This window comes from Nocardia sp. NBC_00565 (genome assembly GCF_036345915.1).
Classification (GTDB): Bacteria; Actinomycetota; Actinomycetes; order Mycobacteriales; family Mycobacteriaceae; genus Nocardia.
In genome coordinates, this window is sequence record NZ_CP107785.1 from 6,740,387 (window position 1) to 6,764,168 (window position 23,782).

22 protein-coding genes are annotated in these 23,782 nt (G+C 67.0%); 11 read left to right on the forward strand and 11 right to left on the reverse strand.

What is annotated here, in order from left to right:
* Positions 1-74 precede the first annotated feature (74 nt).
* Complete coding sequence (locus tag OG874_RS30900; RefSeq protein WP_330250604.1) at positions 75-4,253, forward strand: bifunctional nitrate reductase/sulfite reductase flavoprotein subunit alpha; 4,179 nt, start codon at positions 75-77, stop codon at positions 4,251-4,253.
* A 16-nt stretch (positions 4,254-4,269) separates the two neighbouring features.
* Here the strand turns inward: OG874_RS30900 and OG874_RS30905 are convergent, their stop codons facing one another.
* Positions 4,270-5,304 (reverse strand): aldo/keto reductase, encoded by a 1,035-nt coding sequence (locus tag OG874_RS30905; RefSeq protein WP_330250605.1) that lies wholly within the window; start codon positions 5,302-5,304, stop codon positions 4,270-4,272.
* A gap of 82 nt (positions 5,305-5,386) precedes the next feature.
* Here OG874_RS30905 and OG874_RS30910 point away from each other — a divergent pair, with 82 nt between their 5' ends.
* On the forward strand, positions 5,387-6,031 hold the full coding sequence (locus tag OG874_RS30910) for a TetR/AcrR family transcriptional regulator (protein WP_330250606.1): 645 nt from the start codon (positions 5,387-5,389) through the stop codon (positions 6,029-6,031).
* A 156-nt stretch (positions 6,032-6,187) separates the two neighbouring features.
* Here the strand turns inward: OG874_RS30910 and OG874_RS30915 are convergent, their stop codons facing one another.
* Positions 6,188-6,550, reverse strand: a complete 363-nt coding sequence (locus OG874_RS30915) for a MarR family winged helix-turn-helix transcriptional regulator (protein WP_330250607.1) — start codon at positions 6,548-6,550, stop codon at positions 6,188-6,190.
* A 16-nt stretch (positions 6,551-6,566) separates the two neighbouring features.
* On the opposite strand from OG874_RS30915, the gene OG874_RS30920 reads away from it, so the two are divergent.
* Entirely contained in the window at positions 6,567-6,932 is a 366-nt protein-coding gene (locus OG874_RS30920; protein WP_330250608.1) for a hypothetical protein, read from the forward strand.
* A gap of 19 nt (positions 6,933-6,951) precedes the next feature.
* Here OG874_RS30920 and OG874_RS30925 read toward each other — a convergent pair whose 3' ends face one another.
* Positions 6,952-7,530, reverse strand: a complete 579-nt coding sequence (locus OG874_RS30925; protein WP_330250609.1) for a TIGR03086 family metal-binding protein — start codon at positions 7,528-7,530, stop codon at positions 6,952-6,954.
* A 277-nt stretch (positions 7,531-7,807) separates the two neighbouring features.
* On the opposite strand from OG874_RS30925, the gene OG874_RS30930 reads away from it, so the two are divergent.
* Positions 7,808-8,050, forward strand: coding sequence for a hypothetical protein (locus tag OG874_RS30930; protein ID WP_330250610.1), 243 nt, complete (start codon positions 7,808-7,810; stop codon positions 8,048-8,050).
* Positions 8,051-8,110: 60 nt separating this feature from the next.
* Here OG874_RS30930 and menD read toward each other — a convergent pair whose 3' ends face one another.
* The 3 genes from menD to OG874_RS30945 form a co-directional block, all read right to left on the reverse strand.
* On the reverse strand, positions 8,111-9,745 hold the full coding sequence (gene menD / locus OG874_RS30935; RefSeq protein ID WP_330250611.1) for a 2-succinyl-5-enolpyruvyl-6-hydroxy-3-cyclohexene-1-carboxylic-acid synthase: 1,635 nt from the start codon (positions 9,743-9,745) through the stop codon (positions 8,111-8,113).
* A 336-nt stretch (positions 9,746-10,081) separates the two neighbouring features.
* Positions 10,082-10,525, reverse strand: a complete 444-nt coding sequence (locus OG874_RS30940; RefSeq protein ID WP_330250612.1) for a DUF6918 family protein — start codon at positions 10,523-10,525, stop codon at positions 10,082-10,084.
* Positions 10,526-10,678: 153 nt separating this feature from the next.
* Positions 10,679-11,416 (reverse strand): PaaI family thioesterase, encoded by a 738-nt coding sequence (locus OG874_RS30945; protein WP_330250613.1) that lies wholly within the window; start codon positions 11,414-11,416, stop codon positions 10,679-10,681.
* Between the two features lie 125 nt (positions 11,417-11,541).
* On the opposite strand from OG874_RS30945, the gene OG874_RS30950 reads away from it, so the two are divergent.
* The 5 genes from OG874_RS30950 (at position 11,542) to OG874_RS30970 (ending at position 16,257) form a co-directional block, all read left to right on the forward strand.
* A complete protein-coding gene (locus tag OG874_RS30950; RefSeq protein ID WP_330250614.1) occupies positions 11,542-12,435 on the forward strand; it encodes a 1,4-dihydroxy-2-naphthoyl-CoA synthase in 894 nt (297 codons plus the stop codon).
* A gap of 1 nt (position 12,436) precedes the next feature.
* Positions 12,437-12,829 (forward strand): VOC family protein, encoded by a 393-nt coding sequence (locus tag OG874_RS30955; RefSeq protein ID WP_330250615.1) that lies wholly within the window; start codon positions 12,437-12,439, stop codon positions 12,827-12,829.
* A gap of 361 nt (positions 12,830-13,190) precedes the next feature.
* Positions 13,191-14,324, forward strand: a complete 1,134-nt coding sequence (gene menE, locus OG874_RS30960; RefSeq protein ID WP_330257493.1) for an o-succinylbenzoate--CoA ligase — start codon at positions 13,191-13,193, stop codon at positions 14,322-14,324.
* Between the two features lie 110 nt (positions 14,325-14,434).
* Positions 14,435-15,424, forward strand: a complete 990-nt coding sequence (locus OG874_RS30965) for an ATP-binding cassette domain-containing protein (RefSeq protein ID WP_330250616.1) — start codon at positions 14,435-14,437, stop codon at positions 15,422-15,424.
* Entirely contained in the window at positions 15,421-16,257 is an 837-nt protein-coding gene (locus tag OG874_RS30970) for an ABC transporter permease (protein ID WP_330250617.1), read from the forward strand. The genes OG874_RS30965 and OG874_RS30970 overlap by 4 nt, the downstream gene beginning before the upstream one ends.
* Positions 16,258-16,304: 47 nt before the next feature.
* On the opposite strand, the gene OG874_RS30975 is transcribed toward OG874_RS30970, so the two are convergent.
* Complete coding sequence (locus OG874_RS30975; protein ID WP_330250618.1) at positions 16,305-19,898, reverse strand: AfsR/SARP family transcriptional regulator; 3,594 nt, start codon at positions 19,896-19,898, stop codon at positions 16,305-16,307.
* 46 nt (positions 19,899-19,944) lie between these two features.
* On the opposite strand from OG874_RS30975, the gene OG874_RS30980 reads away from it, so the two are divergent.
* Both OG874_RS30980 and OG874_RS30985 read left to right on the forward strand, forming a co-directional pair.
* Positions 19,945-20,403: an SRPBCC family protein gene (locus tag OG874_RS30980; protein ID WP_330250619.1), complete on the forward strand. Its 459-nt coding sequence runs from the start codon at positions 19,945-19,947 to the stop codon at positions 20,401-20,403.
* Between the two features lie 45 nt (positions 20,404-20,448).
* Positions 20,449-21,321, forward strand: a complete 873-nt coding sequence (locus OG874_RS30985) for a 1,4-dihydroxy-2-naphthoate polyprenyltransferase (RefSeq protein WP_330250620.1) — start codon at positions 20,449-20,451, stop codon at positions 21,319-21,321.
* A gap of 47 nt (positions 21,322-21,368) precedes the next feature.
* Here the strand turns inward: OG874_RS30985 and OG874_RS30990 are convergent, their stop codons facing one another.
* The 4 genes from OG874_RS30990 to lppU all read right to left on the reverse strand — a co-directional run bounded on the left by OG874_RS30990 (position 21,369) and on the right by lppU (position 23,640).
* The gene (locus OG874_RS30990) at positions 21,369-21,755 is read right to left on the reverse strand and encodes a phage holin family protein (protein WP_330250621.1); all 387 of its coding nucleotides are present in this window, start codon (positions 21,753-21,755) and stop codon (positions 21,369-21,371) included.
* A 77-nt stretch (positions 21,756-21,832) separates the two neighbouring features.
* Positions 21,833-22,414, reverse strand: coding sequence for a Clp protease N-terminal domain-containing protein (locus OG874_RS30995; RefSeq protein ID WP_330250622.1), 582 nt, complete (start codon positions 22,412-22,414; stop codon positions 21,833-21,835).
* Positions 22,414-22,635 carry a helix-turn-helix domain-containing protein gene (locus tag OG874_RS31000; RefSeq protein ID WP_330250623.1) on the reverse strand — a complete coding sequence of 74 codons (222 nt, stop codon included), beginning with the start codon at positions 22,633-22,635 and terminating at the stop codon, positions 22,414-22,416. The genes OG874_RS30995 and OG874_RS31000 overlap by 1 nt, the downstream gene beginning before the upstream one ends.
* 339 nt (positions 22,636-22,974) lie before the next feature.
* The gene (gene lppU, locus OG874_RS31005; RefSeq protein ID WP_330250624.1) at positions 22,975-23,640 is read right to left on the reverse strand and encodes an LppU family putative lipoprotein; all 666 of its coding nucleotides are present in this window, start codon (positions 23,638-23,640) and stop codon (positions 22,975-22,977) included.
* Between the last annotated feature and the right edge of the window lie 142 nt (positions 23,641-23,782).

Sequence of the window (23,782 nt, forward strand, 5' to 3'; positions counted from 1 at the left end):
TGGTGAGGAAAATTGTCACCTGCCGATAACGTTGGGTAAATCCCGCGCAATCGACGATCAGCATGATCGGTGACATGTCGGATGCAGATGCGAGTAATACCGCGCGGACCGCGTGCTCGTACTGCGGCGTCGGCTGCGGCATCACCGTCCGGACCCGCGCCGACGAAAACGGCGCTCGGGTCATCGCCAAGGTCAGCGGTGACAAACTGCATCCGACGAACGCGGGCCGACTGTGCACCAAGGGCGCCACCCACCTGGAGTTGATGCGGACGCCCGGGCGAATGGAGAGCGCATACCGTCGACCCGAGCGCGGCCAGGTGCCGGTGCCGGTTCCGGTCGACGAGGCGGTGCGCGAGGCGGCGACCCGGCTGCGGTCGATCCTGGACGAATACGGACCCGACGCGATCGCGCTGTACGTCTCCGGGCAGATGTCACTGGAAGCGCAGTATCTGGCGACCAAGCTGGCCAAGGGCTACCTGCGGACCAAGCACATCGAGGCCAACTCGCGGCTGTGCATGGCCAGCGCAGGCACCGGGTACAAGCAGTCGCTCGGCGCGGACGGGCCGCCCGGATCCTATGACGATTTCGAACATGCCGATCTGTTCTTCGTGTCCGGCGCGAATATGGCCGACTGCCATCCGATTCTGTATCTGCGGATGGCCGACCGGCTCAAGGCGGGCGCGAAGTTGATCGTGGTGGATCCGCGACGCACCGATACGGCCGAGCGCGCCGATCTATTCCTGCAGATCGCGCCGGGAACCGATCTGGCGCTATTGAACGGGCTGCTACATCTGCTGGTCGAAAACGATGATATCGACAAGGAATTCATCGCCGAGCACACCGAGGGCTGGGCAGCTATGCCCGAATTCCTCGCGGATTACGCACCGGATCGGGTCGCCGAGATCACGGGCCTGGCGCCGGACGATATCCGTACCGCCGCACGCTGGATCGGCGAAGCGGGCGAATGGATGTCGCTGTGGACGATGGGACTCAACCAGTCCACGCACGGCACCTGGAATACCAACGCGATCTGCAATCTGCACCTGGTCACCGGGGCCATCTGCCGCCCAGGCAGTGGGCCGTTCTCGCTGACCGGTCAGCCGAATGCCATGGGCGGGCGCGAAATGGGCTATATGGGGCCGGGCCTGCCGGGCCAGCGCAGCCTGCTCTCCGCCGCCGACCGCACCTTCGTGGAGACCGCGTGGGGTGTCGAGCCCGGCACGCTGCGTACCGAGGCCGGTCCCGGCACCATCGAGATGTTCCGCGAACTGTCCGAGGGGCAGATCAAGGCGGCCTGGATCATCTGCACCAACCCCGTTGCCACCGTGGCCAATCGGAAGACGGTCATCGCGGGTCTGGAGGCGGCCGAGCTGGTCATCGTCCAGGACACCTACACCGAGACCGCCACCAACGCCTACGCTGATCTGCTGCTGCCCGCCACGCTGTGGGCCGAAGCCGATGCGGTGATGGTGAATTCGGAGCGCAACGTCACCCTGTTGCAGCGCTCGGTCGATCCGGTCGGCGAGGCCCGCCCGGACTGGCTGCTGATCGCGCAGATCGCCACCGCGATGGGTTTCGAGGGTTTCGACTTCGAGTCCAGCGCGGCGGTTTTCGACGAGATCAAGCAGTTCGCCAATCCGGCCACCGGATACGACTTGCGCGGTATGAGCTATGACCTGCTGCGCGAAGGCCCGATGCAGTGGCCGTGTGCCGAGCCCGACCAGGTGCGTAACCCGATCCGCTACCTCAATGAGGGTGTCAGCCAGGAGCTTTTCGTCGATGACACCGGGCAGCGGCCCCGGCTGGCGTTCGCGACGCCGAGCCGCCGTGCGGTGTTCTGGCCGCGTCCGCATATGGCGCCGGCGGAGATGCCCGATGACGACTACCCGTACGTGCTGAATACCGGCCGACTGCAGCATCAATGGCACACGATGACCAAGACCGGCAAGATCGACAAGCTGACCAAGTTGAACGGGCGGCCGTTCGTCGAGGTGCATCCCGAGGATGCGGCGCGGCTCGGGGTCGTGGACGACGATCAGCTCGAAATCGCTTCGCGACGTGGGCGGGCCGTACTGCCGGTGCTGGTCAGCGATCGGGTGCGGCCGGGAGATTGCTTCGCACCGTTCCATTGGAATGACGAGCAGGGCGAATATCTGACCATCAACGCGGTGACCAATGACGCCGTGGATCCGGCGTCGCTGCAGCCGGAGTTCAAGGCGTGCGCGGTGTCGTTGCGGCGGGTCGCGGTGGTGCCCGCGCCCACTGACGTCGTATCGGTACCGGAGTCGACGCCCGCGGCGCATCCGTTGGCGGCAATGCTCGGGCTCGACACGAATACGGCTCCGACGCTCAGCGAGGTCGAGCGGATCTACCTGGGCGGATATCTCGCCGCGCTGCAATCACTTCCGGTGACGGGACAGCCGGTGCTGCCCGAGTCCGCCCCCGTGACGCCACACAGCAGACTGTGGATCGATGGGCTGCTGGCGGGAATGTACTCCCGTGGCGGTTCGGTTCCCGTGGCGGCCGACGCGGCCCCCGTCGATCTGCCCACGCGTCCGATCACCGTGGTATGGGCCTCGCAAACCGGCACCGCGGAGGAATTCGCGGCGACAGCGGCCGCGCGGTTGGCCGAATCCGGTTTCGCCCCACGGCTGCTCGATATGAATTCCTGCGAACTGGCTGAGCTGACCAGCGATGTGCTGGTGATCAGCAGCACCTTCGGCGATGGCGGGCCGCCGGATAACGGCGCCGACTTCTGGGATCGACTCGACGACAGCGCGCTCCGGTTGACCGGTATGCGGTACGCGGTGTTCGCGCTCGGCGACTCCTCCTATGACGATTTCTGCGGGCACGGTCGCAAGCTGGATACGAAACTGGCCGAACGCGGGGCGAGCCGACTGCTGCCGCGGGTGGACAGCGAACCCGACTACGAGGATGCGGCAGCACGCTGGCTCGACGAAGTCCTTGCGGCACTGGACGGACCGGAAAGCGGTGCGCCGCAGACACCTCCGGATGGCCCCGGTGGTGGCCGAACGGCGCGTACGGCCGTCGGTGGCAGCACAATGGTGCTGACCCGCCCCGCCGCACCCGCCTTGGGCCGCACCCAGCGCGCCGAACCGGCGCCGTTCACCCGCAACGCGCCGTTATCCGCGGCGCTGGTCCGCAATGAGGCGCTCTCGCTGGCCGGATCGCCGAAGGAAGTGCGGCAATTCGGTTTCGACCTGAGCGGTGCGGAAGCCGCTTACGAGGTCGGCGATTCGCTGGGGGTGTGGCCCGCGAACTGCGAGTCGATGGTCGCCGAATGGCTCGCGGCCACCGGCTTGGACGGACGTCGCGTCATCGAAATCGATGACCGGGAACTGCCGTTGGCACAGGCGTTGCGGACTCGCTACGACATCACCAAGGTCAGCCACGACCTGCTGACGTTCATCGCCGAACACAATCCGAACAACCGGCTCGCGAAACTGCTGCGCCGCGATAACCGCAACGAACTCGACAACTACCTCTGGGACCGGCAGGCCGTCGATGTGCTGCGCGACTTTCCGGTGCGGGCCGATCTCGTCGAATGGCTCGGCACGCTGAAAAAGCTACAGCCGCGCCAGTATTCGATTTCGTCGAGCCCATTGGTCAGCCCGGATGAGGTGCAGCTCACGGTCGGCGTGGTTCGCTACGGCGATCCGGCCGCGACCGGATCCGCGGCCCGGCGCGGCGGCGTGTGCTCGACCTTCCTCGCCGACCGGGCCGATGCGGACGAGGTGCCGATTTTCCTCCAGCGCGCACCGCATTTCCGGCCGCCGCTCGATCCGACCGCACCGATGATCATGGTCGGTCCAGGCACCGGGATCGCGCCCTTCCGCGGCTTCCTGCAGGAGCGCCGCGCCCTCGGCTGCACCGGTCGCAACTGGCTGTTGTTCGGCGAGCAGCACGCCGCCCAGAACTTCTACTACCGAGCCGAATTGGAGGATATGTTCCGCTCGGGCTTCCTCACCCGGCTCGATCTGGCCTTCTCCCGGGACCAGCGCGAGCGGATCTACGTGCAGCACCGGATGATCGAGCACGGTGCGGAGCTGTGGTCCTGGTTGCGCGACGGCGCGCACATCTATGTGTGCGGTGACGCCGCGCGAATGGCCAAGGATGTCGACGACACTCTGCTCGCCATCGCCAGGATCCACGGCAAGCTGGACGAGGACGGTGCGTTGGCGTTCAAGAAGCAGTTGGTCGCCGAAAAGCGTTACGTCCGCGACGTTTACTGAGCGGGGTCGGACCCAGCTACACCGCGGGTGCGTTCAGCCGCGCGAAGTCCGGCAGTCGGTAGTACGGATAGTAAGGGTACGGCGGGGTGGCGGCGCTGGCCTTGTCCAGGCGCGCGACCTGCTCGGCGTCGAGTTCCCAGCCGATCGCACCGAGATTCTGGCGCAGCTGTTCCTCATTGCGCGCGCCGACGATGACGGTCGAGACGGTCGGGCGGCGCAACAGCCAGTTGAGGGCGATCTGCGGGACGGTCTTGCCGGTCTCGGCGGCGAGTTCGTCGAGGATATCGACCACGTCGTACAGCTTCTCGTCGTCGACCGGCGGACCCGCCTCGGCGGTTCGGTGCAGGCGGCTGCCCGCCGGAAGTGGTTGGCCGCGACGGATTTTGCCGGTCAGGCGGCCCCAGCCGAGCGGGCTCCACACCACCGCGCCGACGCCCTGATCCTGACCGAGCGGCATCAGTTCCCACTCGTAATCGCGGCCGACGAGCGAGTAGTAGACCTGATGGGCGACGTAGCGGGGCAGGCCGTGCCGGTCGGCCGCCGCGAGGGATTTCATCAGCTGCCAGCCCGCGAAGTTGGATGCCCCGAGGTAGCGGATCTTGCCGGCGCGCACCAGATCATCCAGTGCCGCAAGGACTTCCTCGACCGGGGTGTGCGCATCGAAGGCGTGCAGCTGGAACAGGTCGAGGTAGTCGGTGCCGAGCCTGCGCAGCGAGCCCTCCACCGCCTTGATGAGCCGCGAACGCCCGGAGCCCGCCTCGAACGGACCCGGACCCGTCGGCAGGCTCGCCTTGGTGGACAGCAGCAGTTGGTCGCGCCTGCCCTTGATGGCCGCACCGAGCACCTCCTCCGAGGCACCGTCGGAATAGACATCGGCCGTATCGAACATGGTGACACCTGCTTCCAGGCTGATGTCGACCAGTCGCCGGGCCTGCTCGGCGTCGGTATCGCCCCAGGCGCTGAATAGTTCGCCCCGCCCGCCGAAGGTGCCCGCGCCGAAGCTCAGGGCCGGGACGAGCAGACCTGACGCACCGAGCCGCCGGTACTCCATAATGACTCCTAAAGGGTCTATAGTTCCGTTAACATGTCGAACCATACACTCGTCGAGCCATAAATGAAACTGGAGTTCCGTTATGGAGTCTGATAGTGCCACCCCCGGCTCGGTTCGCCCTGGTGGGCGCACCGCTCGCGTCCGCGAGGCTGTGCTGCGGGCGGCGGGCGATCTACTCGCCGAACGCGGTTTCGCGCATTTGGATCTGACCGAGGTCGCGGCGCGGGCGGAGGTCGGCAAGACCACGGCCTACCGACGCTGGCGCAACTCCACCGGACTCGTCGCCGACCTCCTCGTCGAGATGGCCGAACAATCGCTGCCGCACGCCGACACCGGTTCACTGCTCGGCGATCTCACCGCCAACGCCCAACTGGTGGCCAAAACTCTCACCGACCCGCGCCAAGGCAAGCTCTTCCAAGCCGTCATCGCCGCGGCCACCTGCGACCAGACCGCGGCGACCGCCCTGCGCCGCTTCTACGACATCCGCCTCACCGAATGGTCGCCCTGCGTCGAGGCCGCCATCGCTCGCGGCGAGATTCCGGCGGGCACCGATGCCCGCGCCGTCCTCTCCGCGGTCTCGGCCCCGCTCTACTACCGACTCCTCGCAAGCGGCGACCCGATCGACGATGCGGCCGCGGTCACCGCGGCCACGGCCGCTGCCGAAGCAGCCGTAGCGGGCATCTTCGCAACGCAGCCCGAAACTGCTGCCGCCCCGAAGGATGCATGACGTCAGCGATACGGACTTCGATACCCGCCCCCAATGGGGATTGCAGGCCTACTGGTTGCGGCAGACTCGTTTGTGGCGGCCAATGGCCGAGTACTTCAGCACCCGACGTCGGCACCCGCAAGGAATGCCTACCAGCGCGGCCGACGGGCGAGGGCGTCAGGTGCGGGGGCGCGACTTCGGGGCGGGATTGCCGGACAGGGCGGCTACCTGGTGATCGGTTTGAGCGCGGTGGACTTCCAACGCGGTGCGCAAGAAGTCGAGGATCACCGCCAGCTGTTCGGAGTTGTAGCGAGCCAAGGCTTTTGCACCTGCCCGACCTACCGGGCCGAAGATTTCATCGGCCGTTGCCTGTGCGGCTTCGGTGGCCGCGACCAAGACGCGGCGGCGATTGGCCTGGTCCTGGGTGCGGGTGACGAATCCGGCGCGGACGAGTCGGTCGATCACCGTGGTAGTGGCGGCGGGGCTCAACTCGAGCTGGGCGCTCAGCTCTCCGGCCGCGAGCGGGCCGCGACCGAGCACGACATCGAGGCAGCGAGTGTCGGTGCGATTCAGCCCGAGTCGGGCGGCGACGGCCTCGTCGAAGGCATCGAAGCTCTTTCGCGGCGTGCTCGCCGGATCGGCCCTGGTGGGCCAGCTGGAGTCGATCCGCTACGTGACACCGGACGTGGCGATCCTGCACGGCACCGCATCGGTTTTGATGCCGTGGCGCTCGCAGCTGCCCGAGCGCCGCCTGTCACGCCAGACCGTGGTGCTGGTGCGGACGCCCGAAGGCTGGCGGATCACCGCGATTCACAACGGCCGCGTGCGCCCGGTCACCGTTCCGGAGCCGGATTCGTTCCCCGCCAAGATGTCTCAGCTGATGGGGCGCATCGCGCGCAAGCTCGGTCTCGGCCGCAAGTAGCGCTCGACCGGATCGGTGATCACCGCGTCCACCACGGATCGCGTCCGGTGAGCCCGATGACGCGATCCAGGTCCGGCGCGGTGGCGGCCACCGGCACGACCGGACCGAACAAGCCCGGTGTGCCCTCGGCCGGTGTCTCCCTGTGGAATTCGAGCAGGACGGCCAGATGGGACGGATCGGCGGCGGGTTGCTGACCGGTCGCCAGGGCCAGATCCCAACTGTGCACGACGGTTTCGTTCAATGCGATCATCGCCATCACCACCGCAGGGGCGCACACGCCGCCCGCCTCGGTCTCGCCGTCCCAGGCCGCAGGTTCGCGCCAGGCCTCGACCAACGCCTTCAGTTGGGCCGGAATCCGCGAACGCCAGTCATCGGGCAGCGCGGTCTCCGGCCCGACCGCCGGCGGGACGGAACGGCCGACGGCCTCCTTGGTCGCGGCCTGCCGGAATGCTTCGGTGAGCCCGATGACATGGGCGAGCAGGTCACGCACGGAGGTGTCGACGCAAGGCGTCGACGCGGTGAGCTGTTCGTCGGTAATGCCATCGACCACCGTTTCCATGGCGGACGCGGCGGGTTCGAGATCGAAATTCGGGTGCATCGGGTCTCCTCGGCAGCGGACATCACGCACTGATGGAGACGGGGCATGCCGGCGAAATTCATCGGTGCGCCGAACCGCGTAGCGATCCGCACGCGTCCGAGGCGATCCGACGTATCGAGGAGCCCGAGTAGCAAGGAGGTTGCCGTGCAGCGCGACTAGGAGCATTCTCGACAGTGTTGGACTGTTGTCCGCCTGCGCTGTGATTTCCACAGCACCGGGTATTCGCTCCGCGAGACCGGGTACCCGTCCGAAAAGCATGCGCGGAGAGGAGTGAACGATGACCGATCACAGCACGTCCCGCACTCTGGACGAGGTTCCGGAAGCCGATCTCGTCGAGCAGTCCGTCCCCGCCTACCCCGAGGATCCCGCATACGCCGAAGACACGGCGGACGACGGCGTCGAAAGCGATCTCGCGGCGGCGGTCGACCGGGACGCATTCAGCGCCGATCCGGCCGATGTCGTCGAACAGTCGATCGCGGTGCCCCTCGACGACGATCACGAACCTGGGCCTGGGTACTGACCCCTGCGTCGATCACACGACGCCGGCCATTGCCGAACTCGCGTCCGGCCGGATACGACCTCACGGCGCGATCTTGGCGCGCACCGTCGCGTGTAGCTCGCGCAGGCTGGAGCGTTCGGTTGCCACTTCGAGCACGCGCAAACCGTGTGCGTGTCCGGCCAATTCGACCGCCAACTGCTCGGTATCGACCTGCTTGTGCGGGATGCGATACGCGGCGCACAGCGCGGCCAGGTCCATGCCGTGCGGTGTGCCGAAAACGCGCTCGAAGACACCCGCGTACTGCGGATCGCCCTGTTCGAGGAGTTCGAAGATGCCGCCGCCGTCGTCATTGGCGACCACGATGGTCAGATCGGCGGGGCGGGGTTCGCCGCGGCCGATGAGCAGACCGGCGGCGTCGTGCAGGAAGGTGAGGTCACCGATCAGCGCGATGGTGCGGCCGGTGTGGTGCAGTGCCGCGCCGACGGCCGTGGAGACGGTGCCGTCGATGCCTGCGACGCCACGGTTGGAGAGCACGTGGATGCCGGGACGCGGATGGGAGACCAGCGCCGCGTCCCGGACCGGGTTGGACGCGCCGAGCAGTAACTGGTCGCCCTCGTGTAGTGCGTCCATCACCACGGCGGCCACATGCAGGCCCGTCTGTTTCGGATGCCGGGCGAGTTCGGCGTGCACCACCTGGGTGGCCTTCGCATCCAGTTCCCGGCAGTACTCGAGCCACTCGGCGCGCGGCGCTCCCGTGGTGACCGCCCGGGTTCCGGTGCCGACCACATTGCCGGAAACATCGGGCCAGCGCGGCCCGGTGGTGAGCGCGTAGACGGTGACGGCCGGATCCGCGAGCACCTTCGCGACCTGACGATGCAGGGTGGGACGCCCGGTGATGATCGCCTGACGCGGCTTCAGCAGCGGCAACGCGAGCGGATGCAAGGCCGGGCCGTGCATGGGGGCGGTAGGTTCGGCGACCGTCGGCAGCGCGGCGAGCTCCGGACGCAGCCCCGCGCCATGGCCGGAGATGACCACGGTGTCGGGCGTCAGATCCAGGTCGAGCGGCACATCGAGCGTCGCGTACTGGGTGCAGGTCCAAGCCTCGCCGCTGACGCGTCCCGCGGGGGCGGATTCGCCCGGCGCGAGGTCGGGGACCAGCGGCTCACGCAATGGAATATCGAAATGCACCGGGCCGGCATTGCCGGAGCGGGTGCCGCGGGCCGCGGCGAGCACTCGGCAGACCGCCGAGCGCCACTGGCTGTTCTGCTGGCTGTAGGGCTCGGATTCGGATTCCTGCTCGGCCAGCCCGAGGCTGATCGAAGCCCGGACCTGACTACCGAATAGGCCGAACTGTTCCACGGTCTGATTGGCACCGGAGCCGAGCATTTCGTAGGGCCGGTTGGCGCTGAGCACCACCAGTGGAATCCGTGCGTAGTTGGCCTCCAGCACGGCGGGACCGAGATTGGCGACGGCGGTCCCTGAGGTCATCACGACCGGTACGGGCAGCCGACTGGCAACCGCCAGTCCAATGGCGAGAAACCCCGCGGTCCGTTCGTCGATGCGCATATGCAGCCGGAGTCGGCCCGCCGCGTCGGCCGCCTGGAGCGCGAAGGCCAGCGGCGCGTTCCTCGACCCCGGACACAGCACGACATCGCGCACACCACCGCGCGCGAGTTCGTCGACGACCACCTGCGCCTGCGCTGTAGACGGATTCACGCCTCCAGCCTCTCAGACAGTTGCCTCGCCGTCTCCGTCACCCTGGTCACACTGGCACCTCGCCAGCGCTCGGCACCCTAGCGCTCGGCACCATTGTGCCCGAGGGGCCTGCGCCGATGGTTCGCTCGCTGCGCTCCCTCACACACAGGTGTTCGACTGGGATTTTGCCGCCCGCGCCCACCACCGGACGCGGGCGGCCGGAATGCGCCGCAGACCGAAATTCCACCTCACCGAAGTGGATTGGTATGCGGCGCAAACGATCACTGCTCACGCGCCCACCACGGAGCGAGTCCTACAAGCGACCGTTCGCAGCGCCGCAGGCGCTGCAAATTCAACTCAAGCGTGGCGCTGAACAAGGTCGCCCAGCCGGGGCAGGGCTTCGATGACGTTCTTCTTGGCCGAGGAGCGCATCGACGAGTAGACCTTCCTCAGCGCTGGCCGCGTCGAGGCTTCGGCACGCGCGTCGGTCACCGCGAGCAAAGCCTCGGCGACCTCATCGGACTTGGCGACCAGCAGGTCGGCGAACTTGCCGGATCCCGTCGCCGTGTATTCCTGCCAGAACGGCTCCAGTTGCGATACGAGCTTGGGCGCCAAGGACTCCAGCGCGTCCGGCACGATGGACGGACTGATCTTCTTGACCGCCGCGTACCCACCCTTGACGGCCAGGCCCGACGCACCACCCTTGTCCGACACCTCGGCGTCCAGAACCTCCTTGGCATCGGCAAGGAAGGCCGTGCGCTTTGCGTCGTCGAGCAGGGATTCAGACAGTGCTGCAACCACTTTCAGGTTCCTCCGGATTGATGTCGATGAACGAGCGCACGCCACTATACGCACTGGTGCGCGTAGTCACACGGCGCTCTTGCGCAAATGGGGCGCAGCCGGACGAAGTCCGCCGTCAGTCCTTGCGCGTGGCGAGCGGAGGCGGAGCCCCGCCTAAGGCTGCCACGGGAGCAATTGGATCATTAATCCTTCACAATCCGCAAGGACATTGCCCTGCTCATCGGCCAATTCCGCGGTGATGAAGGTCTTGCGCCCTTCGATGCGATCGACGCGACCGCGGACCGTCAGCGACTGTTCCAGCGGAGTGATCTTGCGATAGTTCACATGCAGATACGCGGTGCGGCTGATCGGTCGCCCGGCGTAGTGCACGATCATGCCGAGCAGGTCGTCGAAGAGCAGCGGCAGCACGCCGCCATGCGCCGCGCCATTGCCGCCGAGATGGTAGCGGCGGAACTCACCGGTCATCTCGATGCCGTCGGGCCCGGCCTCGACCACCCGCCACGGCAGCAGCAAAAGGCTGCCGCGCCCGGGCAATTCGACGGCGCGCCCCGCGGGGCCCTGGAGTTCGGGCGCGCGGTAGGGCTCGAGCAGTTCGTTCAACTCGCGCACCTTCGCGAGCGCGTCACCGAAGACCTCGTCCGGGGCATCGACAGAGACGGCCAGATCCTGCAGCGTGCGCATGGCCTCGACGAACGGCGCGAAGTTCGCCCCGATCCGCGCGCGGGAGACCTTGGGGAAGCCGCCGTGCCGCTCGTACCGGGATTCGTCCACCGCGCTGTGGTCGATGCGCGGACCGGCCGATCGCCCATCCGGAACCTGTTTCACTGCCTCACGCCCACCCGTCTCCCGACCGCCACCCCTTATGGAATCGCTACCCGATGCTGCACTCATACCTGCACGGTATCGCGTTGTTTTACACCGTCAAGTCGAACTCGTCGGTAACCGGATCGGCGCCAGCGCAGTTTGCCGGGAAGTCGCTGACCACTTGTGCACGGACGCGGGCAATAATCACTCGGGTGACGTTCAACCCGAAGCTATGGCGGCCCGTTCCAGGGTTCGAGAATCTGACCGACATCACCTACCACCGGCATATCGACCAGGGCACCGTCCGCGTGGCCTTCGATCGGCCGGAGGTGCGCAACGCATTCCGCCCCCATACGGTCGATGAGCTCTATCGCGCACTCGATCACGCCAGGATGTCCGCCGACGTGGGCGCGGTCCTGATCACCGGCAACGGCCCGAGTCCCAAAGACGGCGGCTGGGCCTTCTGCTCCGGCGGCGACCAGCGCATCCGCGGTCGCAGCGGCTATCAGTACGCCGAGGGCGAGACCGCCGACACCGTCGACCAGGCCCGTGCGGGACGGCTGCACATCCTCGAGGTGCAGCGGCTGATCCGGTTCATGCCGAAGGTGGTCATCGCGCTGGTGAACGGCTGGGCCGCGGGTGGCGGGCACAGCCTGCATGTGGTCTGCGATCTGACCCTGGCCAGCCGCGAGCAGGCCCGGTTCAAGCAGACCGACGCCGACGTCGGCAGCTTCGACGGCGGTTACGGCAGCGCCTATCTCGCGAAAATGGTCGGCCAGAAATTCGCGCGCGAAATCTTCTTCCTCGGCCGCCCCTACACCGCCGAGGAAATGCATCAGATGGGCGCGGTGAACAAGGTTGTCGATCACGCCGAACTGGAGGATGTCGCGCTGGAGTGGACCGCCGATATCAACGGCAAATCCCCGCAGGCCCAGCGCATGCTGAAGTACGCGTTCAACCTGCTCGACGACGGCCTGGTCGGCCAGCAGCTCTTCGCGGGCGAGGCCACCCGGATGGCCTATATGACCGATGAAGCGGTCGAGGGCCGCGACGCCTTCCTGGAGAAGCGCAAGCCGGACTGGGCGCCCTACCCCTGGTATTTCTGAGATGGACATCCTGAGCAGCCGGGTCATTCTGCGGCCGGCCGACTACCGAACGACTCTCGCGTTCTACCGCGATGGACTCGGGTTGGCGATCGCGCGGGAGTATCCGGGCGGCACGGTTTTCTTCGCTGGACAGTCGCTGGTCGAGGTGGCCGCGCACGGTGGATCGGGCAATTCCACGGCCTTCGAAGGCGCGCTCTGGCTGCAGGTACGCGACATTTCGGACGCGGCGGCCGAGCTCGCTCTGCGGGGCATTCGCATCGATCGGCCGCCGGTTCAGGAGCCGTGGGGACTGATCGAAATGTGGGTGCGCGATCCGGACGGGGTGCCGATCGTTTTGGTCGAGGTGCCTGCCGAGCATCCGATTCGGCGGGATTCGCGCTGGTCACCGGATTGATCGCGGCGGCAGCGGCGGCTCGGGCGAACGGCCCGAGTTGCCAATGCCGACCCCGGCGAGGACGATAACGCACGGATGGCCACCCGACCGCCGACGTCCGGGTGACCGCCACTGAGTACCGTCCTCCGAGTGAATCGCAGTCTCGATGTCTGGCGTACCCGAGTTCCGTTCCCCTGACGCGGCACAAGCTTCACGGCGCCGCCCCAGCAACCGACCCGTTCCACCCGAGGCGGCGGCGACATGACACGATCAGCGTCGTGAGGGAGCGCAGCGAGCGAACCACAGGCACAACGCCTCTGGGCACAACGGAGACAAGCGACAGCGAGGCGAAGTTGTGAGTAAAAGTCTGCGGACGCTGCCGATGCCCACCGGATCGAGACTCGGCGATGTAGTGCCACATTTGCGCGAAGTGCTGGAGGGCAACGGCCCCGCATGGTTGCCGATACCCGCCAGCGACCGCCGGGAAGCCCAGCGCCTGAGCGATGCGCTATCCCCGGGCGAGCCGATCGATGACGAGGTGGCGCTCGTGGTGTCCACCTCGGGCACCACAGGTGTCCCGAAGGGCGCCATGCTCAGCTCCGCGGCGCTGCGGGCCAGCGGGACCGCGACGCATGATCGACTCGGCGGTCCCGGCACCTGGCTGCTTGCCCTGCCGATCCACCACATCGCGGGTATTCAGGTGCTGTTGCGCAGCATCCTCGCCGATACCGAACCCACTGTGCTCGACGTCTCGGGCGGCTTCCTACCCGAGGCGCTCGCCGGTGCCATCTCCGGGATGCGCGGTGAGCGCCGGTACACGGCACTGGTCCCGACCCAGCTCATCAAGGCCCTGGACGCACCCGTCGCCGCGGCGGCGCTGACCCAGTTGGACGGCGTGCTCGTCGGCGGCGCGGCCACCCCGGCACCGGTCTACGAACGCGCGAAAGCAGCCGGTATCAACGTCGTTCGCACCTATGGCATGAGCGAGACCTGCGGCGGCTGCGTGTACGACGGTGTCGCGCTGGACGGCACCGAGATTCGCATCGAGGACGGCCGCGTAGTGCTCGGCGGTGCGATGATCGCATCCGGCTACCGCGGCCAGCCGGACCATCCGGCGTTCGCCGAACCCGGCTGGTTCCGGACCGAGGACGCGGGCACCTATGAGAACGGTGTGCTCAGCATCAGCGGACGACTCGACGAGGCGATCTTGACCGGCGGGCTGCTGGTGATCCCGCAGGTGGTGGAGGCCGTGCTGATCACGCATCCCGGGATCAGCGAATGCGTGGTGCTCGGACTGCCGGACGACCGGCTCGGTCAGCGGGTCGCGGTCGCGGTGGTACCCACCGCCGGGGCCGCCCCGACACTCGAGCAATTGCGTGAACATGTTGTACGGGAGCTCGGCTCGTTCGCCGCGCCCCGCGAACTGGCACTGTTGGATGAGCTCCCGCTGCGCGGTCCCGGTAAGCCGGATCGCGCCAAGCTCCGCGAACACCTGTCCGCCTCTACGCGTCTTTAAGCGCCGGACCTAGGTGCGTCGGCCGGAGCAAGAGCGCGCGATCGCGGTGCAAGGATGCGCGACATCGCGGTGCAAGTGCCGTGCAAGACGCGGGCCGCAAAGTCTTGGGCATGACTTCTTTCGCACCAACTTCAGCGCTCGCCGTAGAGGCGGACGGCCTGGTCAAGGTGTTCGGGGAACAGCGCGCCGTCGACGGTGTGAGCCTGGCGGTTCCGCAGGGCTCGGTCTACGGCGTGCTCGGACCGAACGGCGCAGGCAAGACCACGACCATCCGCATGCTGGCCACCCTGCTCCGTCCCGACGGCGGCAGTGCCCGCATCTTCGGCCGTGACGTCGTTCAGGAACCGACGGCCGTCCGTTCCCTGGTCGGCGTCACCGGACAGTATGCCTCGGTCGACGAGGACCTCTCCGCCACCGAAAACCTGATCATCTTCTCCCGCCTGCTCGGCCTGAGCCGGATCGACTCCCGGCGCAAAGCGGTCGAACTGCTCGAGGAGTTCGACCTCACCGAGGCGGCGAACAAGCCGCTCAAGAACTTCTCCGGCGGTATGCGGCGTCGCCTCGATCTGGCCGCCAGCTTGATCGCGACACCGCCGCTGCTGTTCCTCGACGAGCCGACCACCGGTCTCGACCCGCGCACCCGCGCCCAGATGTGGGAGACCATCCGCCGTCTGGTCCGCGAGGGCGCGACGGTGCTGCTCACCACGCAGTACCTGGACGAGGCCGATCAGCTCGCCGACCGGATCGCCGTCATCGACCACGGCAAGGTGATCGCCGACGGCACCGCCGACGAACTCAAGTCCTCGGTCGGCGGCTCGGCACTGCATCTGACCCTGGTCGATCGGGCCCAGCTCGACGAGGCCCGCCGCGTTGTCGGCGACTTCCTCGGTGTCGAGGCCCAGATCACGCCGGAGGCCGGTCGCTTGACGGCACCGCTCAAGGACGCGGGCATGACCGCAGATCTGCTGATCCGCCTGCGCGAGTGGGAGATCGCGATCGACGAGATCACCGTCAGCAAGCCGAGCCTCGACGAGGTCTTCCTCACCATTACCGGCCACCCGGCCGACGACGACAACGATTCGGAACGGAGCGCGGCATGACAACCATCACCGCACCAAACCCGGCGCGGCACGCCGCGCCCACCGCGATCCCGGAAGCCAGCAACAACATCGGCCTCCGCAAGACCGTCGAGACCTCGATCACAATGGCCTACCGCGGCATCTTGAAAATCAAGCACAATCCGGAACAACTGTTCGATGTGACGATTCAACCGATCCTGTTCACCGCGCTGTTCGCCTACATCTTCGGCGGGGCCATCGGCGGCAACGTGCACGACTACCTGCCGATCCTGATCCCCGGCATCCTGGTGCAGACGGTCATCCTGACCTCGGTGGTGACCGGCACCCAGTTGCGCGAGGATATGGACAGGGGCGTCTTCGACCGGTTCAAATCCCTGCCCATTTCCCGCATTTCGGCGCTGGCGGGCGCACTGATCGCCGATATGGTGCGCTACAGTCTCGCGACCGTGCTCACCGTGGTCGTCGGGCTGTGCCTCGGCTACCGTCCCGGCGGCGGATTCGTCGGTGTCGTGGTCGCCGGTCTGGTGGTGATCTTCTGCTCGTTCGCGGTCAGCTGGATCTGGGCGCTGGTCGGCGTCACCGGTAAGAGCGCCGCTGGCGTGCAAGGCATCTCGATGATGATCATGTTCCCGCTGACCTTCATGTCCGGCGCGTTCGCACAGGTCAGCACCATGCCGGGCTGGCTGCAGGGGATCAACCACGCGAACCCGATCTACTACATGGTCAACGCGGCCCGAGAGTTGATGAACGGCAATATCTACAGCAGCGATCTGATCTGGTCGCTGGTGGGCTCGGTGATCGTGATCGCGATCTTCGCGCCGCTCGCGGTCCGGGCGTACATGCGCCGGGCGTAACGCTCGGGTTCGACCGTTATGCGAAAGTCGCGGTGGGAGACGCTAAGTCACCCATCGCGACTTTCGTCGTCACTGGCCAATTCCTGCAGGAGTTCGAGGATCCGGGACGCCGCTTGCCGACGCCGCAGCCCTGCGGCTCGACGCAACGCCGCATCGATCCGCTCATCCCCCACCGTCGGTCGATGCAGTTCCAGGTGCCGCCGTACCTCGGCCGACGGATTGTCCTGTCGCGCCATCACCTTGGTGGCCAGCGACAGCAGTTCCAGGCCGATCTCCGAGTCGGATTCGAGCGCGAGATGAAAGGTGCCGATCGCATTGCCGACCGCACCGATCTGCGGCAGATCGTAGAACTGCGCGAGTCGGCCCGCCGCGAGGCGAATCAGCGTGCGCGCGATATCTTCCGCCACCGCCGGCCGACCGTGCAGCACATACGCGTTCAGCGCTCCGCTGGCGGTCATCAGGACGCCCGGTCCCGGCACCGGCTCGTCATCGGGCCAGCCGTATAGCTCGAGCGCCCGCCGATAGTGGCGGAAGCCGGCATCGATATCGCCCTCGGCCAGTTCGAGTTCCGCTACCCCGATCACCACCGGCGCCAGACGATGGTTGCGCCGGATATGCGGGTCGTCGATCGAAGATCCGTGTGCCGGATCACCATCCGGGGCGCCGAGCGCGTAACCCAACTCCCGCCGCGCCTCGTCGAGCCGCCCCGCGCCGATCAGCGATAACGCCAGATAGCTGCGTATCTCCACGGCTTCTTCGTGAGCGCGCAACTCGCGCAACAGCTCCCCGGCGAGGCGGTAGTTCTCCACCGCGTCGGCGTAGTGCGCGGTCTGTCCGGCGAGCTGCCCGAGATGCTGGGTCGCCATCGCCCTGCCCCAGACATCCTTGCCAACGATCAGCCGCAAGGCGGCCTGTGCGTCCCTGGTGGAGCCGTAGACGTGGCCGGAGTTCTCCCGGACATTCGCGCGCATGAACAGCGCCGCGGCGCGCACCACAGGGTCCGGCGAACGAGCGCCATCAGCGAACAACCTCGCCATGCCCGCACCCGTGGGATCGCTGCAGGCCATGACGCCGAGAAAGCGCGCTCCGCCATTGAGATCGATGGCGGTACCCAGCAATCGACGTATCCGCGCCCGCGGGGTCGCCACATCACGCAGGTCGCCGCCCAGGTACACCATGTGCATACCGATCTGCAGATGCGCGAGCATCTGCAGATCGGCGACCGTACCGCGCACCGGGCCGGGTTCCGGTGCCAAGCCGACGATCCGACGTGCCCAACTGCTGAGCTCCATATGCGCGCCGCGCATCACCCACAGCGTCCCGACCACCGGGAAGACGCGATACACCGTGCGGGCGTCCCTGCGCTCCAGCGCGTATCGAAGCACCGCGGTCAGATTGTCGAGATCCGCGCCCACCGACAGCACGGTGGCCACCTGCGCATCGGAGACGTACCGGTGCACCGCGGCGATCGAGAAGTCGCGAGCCCAGCGTGACATTCGATCCATCACCACGGGGCGCTCGTCGACCGCACCCGGAATCCCCGCCGCCGCTTCGGACCCGGTCTTGGCGAGCTGTTCCTCACCGAATTCACGGACCGTTTCCAGCATCCGGTAGCGGGTGCCGATCAGACCCTCGTCATCGTCCAAGACGGTGAGCAGGGACTGGCTCACCAGACCGTCCACGGCCGTGGCGACGTCGTCGATATCCGGACCGCCGGCAACCACTTCGGCCGCGTCGAGGGTGAATCCGGCCGGAAACCGGCACAGCCTGCGCAAAGCGATCTGTTGCGGCTCCTCGAGCAGATTCCAGCTCCACGCGATCACGGCATGCAAGGTGCGGTGCCGTTCCGGCGATGAGCGATCTCCGCTGCGCAGCAAGGCGAATCGGTGTTCGAGCCGGGTTTCGATCTCTTCGACGCTCATAGTTCGCACTCGCGCGGCGGCGAGTTCGATGGCCAGTGGCAAACCGTCGAGCGTGCCGCACAATCGGGCCACCACGTCGGGATCCAGTCGCACGGTCGGGCGCACGGCACGCGCTCTGGCCATGAACAGATCGGTGGCCGGCGATCCGGCCGCATCGATCGCCAAGGGCGACAACGGATATACCGTCTCGGCGGTGATCGCCAACGGCGCTCGACTGGTGGTGAGCACGCTGAGCTGGTCACAGCCGCCGACCAGATCGGCGACCACTTCGGCCACCGCATCGATCAGATGCTCACAGTTGTCCAGTATCAACAGCATGGGTCGGGCAGCGAGCGCATCGCGCAGTCGGCGTCCGGCATCGCTGTAGCCGGTGGAGCGCCGCCACCCCGTCTCCCGGACGATCTCGCCCAACTCGCCCAAGCCGAGCGTCGTGCTGATCGCGGCCTCGATATCGGAGCGTGGATCGGCGTCGGCGCCCGTGTCGGCCTGCACCGAGGCCAGCTCCACCATCACCACCGATTCGCCGCGCGCCACCCGCGCGCCCAATTCGTTGGCCACCCTGGTCTTTCCGGTGCCGCCGGGACCGAGCACCGTCGTCACCCTGGACTGCCGCAGCAGCTGCTCGAGCGCGTCCAGATCATCGGCACGCCCGAGCAATGCGTTCGGAGCCGCGCGCAAGCCGATCGCCGAGAGGACACCCTGGGGCGCGGCGACGGTCGACTCCGGCACTGGTCCAGCCGAATTGCGCCCAGCCGAATCCCGCACGACCGTATCCCGCACGGCCAAGACCGATGGAGCGGCCGAATCCGTTGGCGGCGTCGGTGCCGCGGCGGTATTCGAAACCGGCGCAGCGCGATCCGAGCGCGGCGCGAAGCCGGGCAGCGGGTCACCGCGCAGGATGGTGGTATTCAGCTCCACCAATGCCGGACCGGGATCGGCGCCGAGTTCCTCGATCAGCCGCCCGCGGATCGATGCGAAGACATCCAAGGCCTCGTTGGGCCGCCCGGCCGCGGCCAGCAACCGCATCAAGGTGGCATGGGCGGCCTCGTCCAACGGGTTGGCCGTGGCGGTCCGGCGGGTGATCGCCACCGCACCGTCGAGGTCGCCGCTCGCGACCCGGGCAGCGACCTCGATCGCCTCGAGTTCGGCCAACCGGTGTGCGGCCGCGGTGCGCAGTTCGTCGGCGAGTTGGCCCGCGGGCAGATCGGCGCCGGGCTCGCCGCGCCACAGCGACCTGGCCTGCGCCACCACGCTCAGCGAGCCGGTGTGGTCACCACCGGCCTGTCGGGCGCGGGCCACGCGCACCAGTTCGTCCGCCAGGGTCAGATCGACCTGATCCGCGGTCAGCGTGAGCCGGTAACCCGCCGGGCCGATCTCCAGCGCCGCGTCCGGCAGCGCGGACCGCAGCCGTGACACCTGGGTGTGCAGCGCGTTCATCGGCGCTCGCGGCGGCTGCTCGCCCCATACCTCATCGATGAGCGCCTGGGCGCTGCGGCTGCGACCTGGGCGCAGGGCCAGCGCCGCGAGCAACAGCCGCGAACGCGCCCCCGGTAGCGCCGTCAGTGCGCCGTCTCGGCGTAGCGCGACTTCGCCCAGCAGGGCCACTACGACCGATTCGCCTGCGGGCGTCGTCAAGGTTTGACTTCGGCCGCTCGGGCCGCTCTGATCGGGAAACATTCCGTGGTAATCGTATGCGAGCAGTGGCTGCCGGGCCGACATGGTTTTTCACCCCTGTTCCGAGCGGTTCGTCGCTTACGCTGAGCGCATGGCTGAGTTCGAAATTGTTCGGCAGGCCGTGATCACGGCCGAGCCCGCACGCATTCACGGGCTGATCGATGACTTCCACGAGTGGACCAAGTGGTCGCCATGGGAGGACCTCGATCCGCAGTTGCAGCGGACGTACTCCGGGCCGGACGCCGGTGTCGGCGCCCAGTACGCCTGGGACGGCAACCGGAAGGCCGGTCGCGGCAGCATGGAGATCACCTCCAGCGACGACCAGGCGATCGGCATCCGGCTCGCCTTCGAGAAGCCGTTCAAGGCCACCAATAAGACGGTCTTCGAGTTGAACCCCGTCGATGGCGGCACCGAGGTGGTGTGGCGGATGACCGGGGCGCGCTCGGGCCTGATGGGGCTGGTCGGGAAGGTCTTCCCGTTCGACAACATGATCGGCAAGGACTTCGAGAAGGGGCTCGATCGGCTCAAAGCCGCCGCCGAAGCCAACTGAACCGCCCGAGCAGACTGTCCGGCGTCCGCGCACTAGGCTGCGAAGATGGCTACTGCAGCGCAATGGATCGAGGGCGCACGGCCCCGCACCCTGCCGAACGCGATCGCCCCTGTCCTGGCCGGTACCGGCGCCGCCGCCTCGATCGATGGCGCGGTGTGGTGGAAAGCCGTTCTCGCGCTGCTGGTTTCGTTGGCCCTGATCATCGGGGTGAACTACGCCAACGATTACTCCGACGGTATCCGCGGCACCGATGACGTGCGGGTCGGTCCGCTGCGGCTGGTCGGTCAACAGCTGGCCTCCCCCACCGCGGTCAGAAATGCCGCGATCATCAGCCTGGCCGTCGGTGCGGTCTTCGGACTGGTGCTCGCGCTCACGACGGCCTGGTGGTTGCTGCTCGTCGGCGCGGTCTGCCTGGCCGGTGCCTGGTACTACACCGGCGGCAGCAAGCCCTACGGCTACAGCGGTTTCGGTGAGTTGGCGGTATTCGTCTTCTTCGGTCTGATCGGTGTGCTCGGCACCGAATTCGTGCAGGCCGAGCGGATCGAGTGGGCCGGTCTGGTACTCGCGATCGGCGTCGGGGCGTTCTCCAGCGCCGTGCTGGTCGCCAACAATCTGCGCGATATCCCGACCGATACCGAATCCGGAAAGGTCACCCTCGCGGTCAAACTGGGCGATCCGCGAACCCGCACGCTGCACCTGGTGCTGCTCGCGGTGCCGTTCCTCGCCACGCTGCTGTTGATCGCCCGGACGCCGTGGGCGCTGGTCGGGCTGGTCGCCGTGCCGCTGGCGGTGCGCGCCAACGCGCCGGTGCGCTCCGGCAAGGGTGGGCTGGAACTGATTCCGGCCCTGCGCGATTCGGGGTTGGCGTTGCTGGTGTGGTCGGCGGTTACCGCGCTCGCGCTGGGGATCGTCGGCTAGGAAACGCGCCGGTGGGGCGACCGGGAATCCGGTCGCCCGCGCGACAGTTAGTCGTCGCCGTCCGGAACCAGGACGCCGAGAATCCAGTTGACCACCGCGACGATGATGCCGCCCCAGACCGCAGGCCAGAAGCCGTCGATGCGCAGGCCGTAGTCGGTGGTTTCGGTGATCTTCGCGGTGAGCCACAGCATCAGCGCGTTGATCACCACCAGGAACAGGCCGAGGGTGAGGATGACAAGCGGTAGCGAAAGAAGTTTCACGATCGGCTTGACCAGGGCATTCACCAGAGTGAAGACCACCGCGACGGCCAGGATGACAATGACTTTGCCGCCATTGCCGTTGTCCTCGGGACTCCAAATCTCGATCTTGTCGACCCATGCGGCGGCCAGCCAGATGGCAACGGCGTTGATGATCAACCGAATCAGAAGCTGCATGCCATGATGCTAGGCCCGAAGGGCGGGCATGTGCTGCCACAAACCACGAATCCCATGGCAAGCCCATGCCCGACCCCTCACGCGGCACGGTCGAGCAGTGCGTGCACCTTCGGCCGCAGCTCATCGATCGCCTGCGCACCGCCGAGGATGCGGGTGGTGGTCTCGTTGGGCGCGCGCAGGATGCCGAGCAGCAGATGCCCGGATTCGATGGACTTGTCCTTGCGGGCGAGCGCTTCTCGCAGTCCCAGCTCGAGGACCTTCTTGGCATCCCTGGCGAACGGGATATTGCCCCAGTTCCGGTCGCGACCGCGACCGAATCGTCCCTGACGCTCCTCGGGTACTGCCCGCTCCAGGGCATCCTCGCCGAAGGTCGCCTCCAGGCTCTCGCGCACGGCATCCAGGTCGATGCCGATCGAGCGCAGCGCCTCGGCGTCCTCCGCGCCGAGCGGCTGGCCTTTACCTTGTTGGCCAAGGGTTTTCATGGCGTCCCCGTGTGTGATGCCCGCCTCTTCGAGCAATGTCTTCAACTCCGGCCCACCTTGGGACAGCACGCCGAGCAGCATGTGCTCAACCTCGATTCTCGGCGAGCGCAGCTCCCGCGCGTCCTCTTGGGCGATGACGATCGCCGTCCTCGCCGACCTGCTGAACCGTTCGAACATCAGCGGTTCCCGCCTCTCCGGTTGTATTTCTGGTGGACCGCCTGCTTGCTGACCTCGAGCGCCTCCGCGATCGCCTGCCATGACCAGCCCTGTGCACGCGCATTGGTCACTTGGATCGCCTCCAGACGTTCGAGCAGCCGACGCAGCGCGAGCACAGCGCGCAGCCCGACCCTGGGGTCGGGGCTGCCCGCGGCGGCCGCCAGTGTGGTTGCCTCAGTCATGCCGTCAATTTTTATTGACAAAGTCGCGAGTTGTCAACAAAAATTGACGACGTTGCCGAGCCGACCCTCCGAATACCGGTCGGCACCGCACACCCGCCCTACCCAGCAGGCGGGGTGTGCATGACAGACAAAAGGTGTGCACACCTCACATTTGGGGGTGTGCACACCGCAGGGTTACGCGCCGAATCATGGGCGCGGCAGTGACATAGGAGGCATCAATGCAGCGACAGGCGCCAACAGCACCCGCGAGCAGCCAGCGCTGCCGAAAAGCATTCGCTCACATGCCGATAGACGAGATCACCGGATCTGGCACATCATGTGCCCGAGCGCATTCCGCGGCTAGAGCCGGGCGACGCAGACTACGAATTGGCGTTGCTGGTAGACGATTCCGCGGTCGCTGGTCGAGCAGACATTGACGTTCGTGGTGTTCTGTTTGATTTCCACGACACGGACGCCATTGGGGGTGCCTTTGGCGGCACAGTCGATGCGCTTGGGGTTGTCCTGGACGAGTTCCATGCAGCCGCCGATCACCCAGTCGATATCGAGGCACAGGGCGGCGCGGTTGACGCCGTGCAGGGTGTCGTTGAACGGACGGTCGGCGTCGCTCGGGCACGCGGCGCTCTCCGGCGCCTTTTCGATGACCTTGTAATTGGAACTCGGGCTGCCGCAAGGGGCCTTGCCGATGGTGGCGGTATCGCCGTTGCGGCCGATCTGCACGCAGTCACCGACATTGACCTTCAAACCGGTGGCGATCTTGTCGAAGGTGCTGCGGACGGCGGAGGTCGACGGCGGGGCTTCGCTGGTGGGCAGGGGCACATCGGAGATCGACGGTGCAATCGATGCGGTTGGCACAGCGTCGTTCTGGGCGGCAGGCGAGGGGGCGGCGCTGGTGGACTCTGGATCGCTCAGCGACATCGCCGCCACGGCGACGGCGCCCGCGGCCAGTGCCGTTCCGATCATGAAGACGGTCAAGGTGATACCGGCACGGACACGTTGACGCGACACCTAACGTCCTCCAGGGCTGTTCGAACTCGCGCGCCGAGATCCGAAAAGTTGAAACTTGCAATTTGGCGAGCACGTCATGCCTACACCATCGGACGGGTGTGCGTCGAGTTGTCGCTGGCCTCCACCCTTGGGGATAGGCAAG